Source organism: Caulobacter sp. FG7 (assembly GCF_057808875.1).
Genome location: NZ_JBMDIW010000005.1, coordinates 213,050 through 219,954, shown reverse-complemented (window position 1 = coordinate 219,954; position 6,905 = coordinate 213,050). Strand labels below are relative to the sequence as shown.

The following is a 6,905-nucleotide window of genomic DNA, read 5'->3' as shown; positions in this document are numbered from 1 at the left end:
TCGGTGCGGCGAGACAGGTAGAGTGTACGGCGGGTTTGAGCGCGTCTGATCGACGGGCGTGAGAAAGTTGGAAGTGATTGGATTTGTTCAGGAGTTTTTGGCGAGCGCCGGGGATGGACGGGGCTCTATCCCCGTCAGACCGCCTTCTCCCTTCCCCCTTGATGGGGGAAGGGCCGGGGTTGGGGGTGGTTGCGGCGGTCAGGCTTGAAACGGCGGTGCGGGTTGAACGCGCGAAGTCACCCCCATCCCAACCCTTCCCCCATCAAAGGGGGAAGGGCTTTGAGTGGCGGTGGGCGTGGGTGGAAGGTCGGCCGACGCCTCAAAAGCTGAAAACGTCCCCCCCTCCGGCCCTTCGGGCCACCTCCCCCGGAGGGGGAGGATCTATTCCACAGCAGCCAGCACCTTCCTGATCGTCTCGACGACCTGGTCGATCTGCGTCTCCTCGATGATCAGCGGCGGCGAGAGGGCGATGATGTCGCCCGTGACCCGGATCAGCAGGCCCTGGTCGAAGGCGGCTTCGAAGGCCTCCATGGCCCGGGCCGTGGGGGCGCCGGGGCGGGGGGAGAGCTCGATGCCGGCGATCAGGCCGAAGTCGCGGATGTCGATGACGTGGCGGGCGTCGCGCAGGGAATGGACGGCCGCGCGCCAGTAGGGCTCGACCGAGAGCGCGCGCTCGAACAGGCCCTCGCCCTGGTAGATCTCCAGCGTGGCCAGGCCCGCCGCGCAGGCCAGCGGATGGCCCGAATAGGTGTAGCCGTGAAAGAGCTCGATCGGTGCGTCGGCGCCGTCGAGCATGGTCTCGTAGATGGCGGTGCTGGCGGCCACCGCGCCGGCCGGCACGGCGGCGTTGGTCAGGCCCTTGGCCATGCACAGAAGGTCGGGCGTGACGCCGAAGCGGTCGGCGGCGAAGGGCGCGCCGACCCGGCCAAAACCGGTGATCACCTCGTCGAAGATCAGCAGGATGTCGTGCCGGTCGCAGATCGCCCGCAGCTTCTGAAGGTAGCCCTCGGGCGGCACGAGCACGCCGGTCGAGCCGGCGACGGGCTCGACGATGACGGCGGCGATGTTGGAGGCGTCGTGCAGGGCGACGATGCGTTCCAGGTCGTCGGCCAGGTGCGCGCCGTGCTGGGGCAGGCCCTGGCTGAACAGGTTCTCGGGCAGGCCGTGGGTATGGGGCAGGTGGTCGACGCCGGTGAGCAAGGATCCGAAATACATGCGGTTCTTGGGGATGCCGCCCACCGAGATGCCGCCGAAGCCGACGCCGTGATAGCCGCGCTCGCGGCCGATCAGCCGGGTCTTGGTCCCCTTGCCGCGGGAGCGGTGATAGGCCAGGGCGATCTTCAGCGCCGTGTCGACCGACTCCGAGCCGCTGTTGGTGAAGAAGATCCGGTCCAGGCCCTTCGGCGTCACCTGCGCCAGGCGCGAGGCGAACGAGAACGCCAGCGGGTGGCCCAGGTTGAAGCTCGGCGCATAGTCCATCTCGCCGGCCTGCCTGCGGATGGCCTGCGTGATCGCTTCGCGGCCGTGGCCGGCGTTGACGCACCACAGGCCCGAGGTGGCGTCGAGGATCTGGCGGCCGTCGGGCGTGGCGTAGTGCATGCCCTTGGCGCTGGCGAGCAGGCGCGGATTGGCCTTGAAGCGCCGGTTGGGCGTGAACGGCATCCAGTAGGCGTCGAGGTCGTTGGCGCCGAAGTCGGGCATCTCGCGCTCCAGGGTCTGAGACCTTGCATTGTGATCGCAATTATCGACTAGCTGGCAACCCCTGGATTGAGCCGGAGTGAAGAGGGGACATGGTCGAGCCGAAAACGCGCCGTTCCCTGGCCGATTCCACGGCGGTGCACGACCAAGTCTACGACTCCATTCGCCAGGCCCTGATCACCGGCAAGATCGCGCCGGGCGTCGGCGTATCCTTGCGCAGCCTGGCCGCCGAGCTGGGGGTGTCGCCGATGCCGGTGCGCGACGCCGTGCGGCGCCTCGTGGCCGAGCGGGCCCTGGCCATCAACCCGGCCAACAAGCGCCTTAGCGTGCCTTCCCTGACCGCCGAGCGGCTGGAGCAGCTGGAGCTGGCGCGCCAGTGGATCGAGCCGGAGCTGGCCGCCCGCGCCGCGCCCCGGGCCGACGAGGCCTTGGTGCGCAAGCTGAAAGCCATCGACCAGGACCTGGAAGAGGCCCTGCGGGTGGGCGACGTCGACCGCTACATGGTGGCCAACCACGCCTTCCACTTCGCCATCTACGAGCGGGCCGGAACCGATGTGCTGCTGGCCATGGCCGGCGGCCTGTGGCTGCAGATCGGTCCGTTCATGCGGGTGGTGTTCGGTCGTGTCGGCACGGGCAGCCTGCCGGCCGACCGCCACGCCGAGGCCATGGACGCCCTGAAGGCCCGCGACGCCGAGGGCGCCCGCCGGGCCATCGCCGCTGACCTGTCCGAAGGCATGGACAAGATGCGCGCGGCGGTCGAGGCCGGCGCCGGCTTGACAGTCGCTCCGGCGGGGCAAACTGTGATCACAGTTTCATGAGGCAGGACGTGAGCGTTCCCGCATCCATCTCCGAGCACCTGCGCCGCCTGGCCCTTCCTGGCCGGGCGGTGATCGACGGCGTGCTGGTCGGCGCGGCCTCGGGCGGAACCTTCGACAATGTCGGGCCGCGCGACGGGGCGGTGCTCAACACGGTGGCTGCCTGCGACGTCGCCGACGTCGAGCGCGCCGTGGCCGCCGCCCGCGCCACCTTCGAGGACGGCCGCTGGCGAGACCTGCATCCGCGCCAGAAGAAGAAGGTGCTGTTCCGGCTGGCCGAGCTGATGGAGCGGGACGCCGAGGACCTGGCCCTGCTGGAGAGCCTGGACGTCGGCAAGCCGATCCGCGATGCGCGCAGCGTGGACGTGCCCCTCGCGATCAACACCACCCGCTGGTACGCCGAGGCCCTGGACAAGGTCTATGGCGAGGTCGGCGCCTCGCCGGCGGACCGTCTTTCCTTCGCCACCCACGAGCCGCTGGGCGTGATCGGCGCGATCGTGCCGTGGAACTTCCCGCTGCACATGGCGATGTGGAAGGTCGCGCCGGCCCTGGCCATGGGCAATTCCGTCGTGCTCAAGCCCGCCGAGCAGTCGCCGCTGACGGCGTTGAAGCTGGGGGAGCTGGCCCTCGAAGCCGGGCTTCCGGCAGGGGTGCTGAACGTGGTTCCGGGCTTCGGCGCGATCGCCGGCCAGGCCCTGGCGCGATCGATGGACGTCGACATGATCGCCTTCACCGGCTCGGGCCCCACCGGCCGGCGGCTGATGGAGTACGCCGCGCAGAGCAACCTCAAGCGCGTGTCGCTGGAGCTGGGCGGCAAGTCGCCCCAGATCGTCTTCGCCGACTGCCCCGATCTCGACGCGGCCGCGGAGGCCGCCGCCTGGGGCGTGTTCTATAACCAGGGCGAGGTCTGTACGGCCGCCTCGCGCCTGCTGGTCGAGGCCTCGATCAAGGACGAGTTCCTGGAGAAGGTGGTCGCGGTCGCCAAGACAATCCAGGTCGGCGATCCGCTGGATCCGCAGACGGGTTTCGGGGCGATGGTCAGCGAGCGGCAGATGCAGACCGCGCTCAGCTATATCGACAAGGCCCGGGAAGAGGGCGGCGCGCCGGTGCTGGGCGGGTCGCAGGTGCGGATCGAGACCGGCGGGTTCTATGTGGAGCCGACCATCTTCGACGGCGTGTTGCCGAGCCACAAGCTCGCCCGGGAAGAGGTGTTCGGACCCGTCCTGGGCGTGATGAGCTTCACCGGCGAGGACGAGGCCTTCGCCCTGGCCAACGACACGGTCTATGGCCTGGCCGCCGGCCTGTGGACCAGCGACATCAATCGGGGCCTGAAGGGGGCGCGGAAGCTGAAGGCGGGCCTCGTTTGGGTCAACGGCTGGGACGCCTGCGACATCACCATGCCGTTCGGGGGCTTCAAGCAGTCGGGTTTTGGCCGCGACCGCAGCCTACATGCGTTGCACAAGTACGCCGACCTGAAGTCGGTGTCCGTAACGCTGAGGTAGCCTGCCATGACCGCCCTGAACCTTGTCGAAACCGAAGCCTTCATCGACGGCCTGTGGATCGAGGGCGAGGCGACCTTCGACGTGACCAATCCGGCCGACGGCTCGCTGATCGCCAGGGTGGCCGACCTGGGGGCGGGCGAGACGCGGATCGCCATCGAGGCGGCGCACCGGGCGTTCCCGGCCTGGGCGGGCAAGACGGCCAAGGAGCGCGGGGCGATCCTGCGCAAGTGGAGCGACCTGATGCTCGCCCACGCCGACGACCTAGCCCGGCTGATGACCGCCGAGCAGGGCAAGCCGCTGGCGGAGTCGAAGGGCGAGGTGGCCTACGGCGCCAGCTTCATCGACTGGTTCGCCGAGGAGGCCAAGCGCGGCTACGGCCACACCATTCCGACGCCGGATCCGAAGAAGCGGCTGGCCTCGATCAAGCAGCCGATCGGGGTGTGCGCGGCGATCGCGCCGTGGAACTTTCCGATCGCCATGATCACCCGCAAGGTCGGCCCGGCCCTGGCGGCCGGCTGCACCGTGGTGGTCAAGCCGGCGGCCGAGACGCCGCTGTGCGCCCTGGCCATCGCCCGCCTGGCCATCGAGGCGGGCGTGCCGGCCGGCGTACTCAACATCGTCACCGGCACGGACGCCAGCGCCATCGGCAAGGCCCTGTGCGAGGACGGCCGGGTGCGCAAGCTGTCGTTCACCGGGTCTACCCCCGTGGGCAAGGTGCTCTACGGCCAGTGCGCCGGCACGATGAAGAAGCTTTCCCTCGAGCTGGGCGGCAACGCGCCCTTCATCGTCTTCGACGACGCCGACCTGGAGGCCGCCGTCGACGGCGCGATCGCCAGCAAGTACCGCAACACCGGCCAGACCTGCGTCTGCGCCAACCGCCTGATCGTGCAGGCCGGCATCCACGACGCCTTCGCCAAACGCCTGACCGAGAAGGTCGCGGCGATGAAGGTGGGCGCAGGCACGGGCGAGGGCGTGGTGATCGGCCCGCTGATCAACGACAAGGCCATCGTCAAGGTCGAGGCCCTGGTGCGCGAGGCCGTCGCGGCCGGCGCGCGGGTCGAGGTCGGCGGCGAGCGCCACGAACTGGGCGGCCTGTTCTACCAGCCCACCGTGCTGACCGGCGCGACGGCGGACATGCGCCTGTTCAACGAGGAGATTTTCGGCCCCGTCGCGCCGATCGTGAAGTTCGAGACCGAGGACGAGGCGGTCGCCCTGGCCAACGCCACGCCGTTCGGCCTGGCGGCCTATTTCTACAGCCGCGACGTCGGCCGCTGCTGGCGCGTGGCCGAGGCCATCGAGGCCGGCATGGTCGGGATCAACGAAGGCCTGATCTCGACCGAGGTGGCGCCGTTCGGCGGGGTCAAGGAGTCGGGCCTGGGCCGTGAGGGCAGCTCCGAGGGTCTCGATGAGTATTTCGAGACCAAGTACCTGTGCTTTGGCGGGGTGGCATGAGGGGAGAGGCCGCATACGCGCTCCCTTCCCCCTTGATGGGGGAAGGGAAAAGAGGGGTGTCGGCATGATCGCTGAGCTTACCCGCACGCTCCCCGACCTCATCGCTAGCGAACGCGCCAAGTTCCTGGCCGAGCATCCGCGCAGCGTCGCCATGGCCAAGGCGGCATCGGCCGTGTGGCGCGGAGGCGTGCCGATGCACTGGATGGGCGACTGGGCCTGCCCCAGCCCGATCTTCGCCGCCCAGGGCGTCGGCGCGCAGATCACCGACGTCGACGGCAAGCTGTATGACGACTTCTGCCTGGGGGACACGCCGTCGATGTTCGGCCATGGCGACGCCTCCGTGGCCGCTGCCGTCGCGGATCAGGCCAAGCGGGGCGCCGGGTTCATGCTGCCCACCGCCTCGGCGGTGATCGTCGGCAAGCTCTTGGCCGAGCGGTTCGGCCTGCCGCTGTGGCAGGCGGCGACCACGGCCAGCGACGCCAACCGCGCGGCCATCCGCTGGGCGCGGGCGGTGACGCGGCGGCCGGTCGTGCTGGTGTTCGACGGCTGCTACCACGGCATGGTCGAGGACGCCTTCGTGGTGCTGAAGGACGGCGCGTCCGCGATGAAGCCCGGCCTGCTGGGCCAGGTGCAGGACCTGACGGCCACCACCCGCGTCGTGCCGTTCAACGATCTCGACGCGCTGGAAGCGGCCCTGGCCCCCGGCGACGTCGCCGCGGTGCTGGCCGAGCCGGTGATGACCAACTGCGGGATGATCCTGCCTGACCCGGGATTCCACGACGCCTTGCGCAGGCTGACGCGCGAGGCGGGGACACTGCTGATCGTCGACGAGACCCACACGATCTCGACCGGTCCCGGCGGCTACACGAAAGCGCATGGCCTGGAGCCCGACGTCTTCGTGCTGGGCAAGGCCGTGGCCGGCGGCGTGCCGGCCGCCGTCTGGGGCGTGACCGCCGAGCTTTCGGCGCGGATGGACGAGGCGCAAGGCCGCATCGGTCCGGGCCAGTCGGGGATCGGCACCACGCTGTCGGGCAATGCGCTGGCCATGGCGGCCATGCGGGCCATGCTGTCGGAGGTGATGACCGACGCGGCCTACGCCAGGATGCTGGCCGGCGCCGAGCGCCTGGTGACCGGGCTGAAGGGCGTGATCGCCGCGCGCGGCCTTGGGTGGTCGGTGGTGCATGTCGGCGCGCGGGTGGAGCTGGTCTTCGCCGACCCGCCGCCGCGCGACGCCGCGTCGATGCGGAAAGTTCTGGACCACGAGGCTGTCGAAGCGCTGCATCTGTGGCTGATCAACCGAGGGGTGCTGATCGCGCCCTTCCACAACATGATGCTGGTCTCGCCCGTCACCGAGGACGCGGCGGTGGACCGGCTGGTCGCGGCGGTCGATGCGTTCGCCGTGGCTGTCGGGGAGGTGTCGGCATGACGTGTTTTCACT

General features: G+C 69.8%; 5 protein-coding genes. 4 read left to right on the top strand and 1 reads right to left on the bottom strand.

What is annotated here, in order from left to right:
* Positions 1-381 precede the first annotated feature (381 nt).
* Entirely contained in the window at positions 382-1,701 is a 1,320-nt protein-coding gene (aptA, locus tag ACODR1_RS06455; protein ID WP_488879707.1) for an omega-aminotransferase AptA, read from the bottom strand.
* An 89-nt stretch (positions 1,702-1,790) separates the two neighbouring features.
* On the opposite strand from aptA, the gene ACODR1_RS06450 reads away from it, so the two are divergent.
* From ACODR1_RS06450 to ACODR1_RS06435, 4 genes are all read left to right on the top strand, one after another.
* A complete protein-coding gene (locus ACODR1_RS06450) occupies positions 1,791-2,516 on the top strand; it encodes a GntR family transcriptional regulator (RefSeq protein WP_488879706.1) in 726 nt (241 codons plus the stop codon).
* Positions 2,517-2,524: 8 nt separating this feature from the next.
* Complete coding sequence (locus tag ACODR1_RS06445; protein ID WP_488879705.1) at positions 2,525-4,015, top strand: aldehyde dehydrogenase; 1,491 nt, start codon at positions 2,525-2,527, stop codon at positions 4,013-4,015.
* A 6-nt stretch (positions 4,016-4,021) separates the two neighbouring features.
* Positions 4,022-5,467, top strand: a complete 1,446-nt coding sequence (locus tag ACODR1_RS06440) for an NAD-dependent succinate-semialdehyde dehydrogenase (RefSeq protein ID WP_488879704.1) — start codon at positions 4,022-4,024, stop codon at positions 5,465-5,467.
* A 64-nt stretch (positions 5,468-5,531) separates the two neighbouring features.
* Positions 5,532-6,893 carry an aspartate aminotransferase family protein gene (locus ACODR1_RS06435; RefSeq protein WP_488879703.1) on the top strand — a complete coding sequence of 454 codons (1,362 nt, stop codon included), beginning with the start codon at positions 5,532-5,534 and terminating at the stop codon, positions 6,891-6,893.
* Positions 6,894-6,905 lie beyond the last annotated feature (12 nt).

Coding starts and splice junctions, on each gene's coding strand:
- aptA (WP_488879707.1), bottom strand. CDS start 1,701: ATGCCCGACTTCGGCGCCAACGACCTCGACGCCTACTGGATGCCGTTC.
- ACODR1_RS06450 (WP_488879706.1), top strand. CDS start 1,791: ATGGTCGAGCCGAAAACGCGCCGTTCCCTGGCCGATTCCACGGCGGTG.
- ACODR1_RS06440 (WP_488879704.1), top strand. CDS start 4,022: ATGACCGCCCTGAACCTTGTCGAAACCGAAGCCTTCATCGACGGCCTG.
- ACODR1_RS06435 (WP_488879703.1), top strand. CDS start 5,532: ATGATCGCTGAGCTTACCCGCACGCTCCCCGACCTCATCGCTAGCGAA.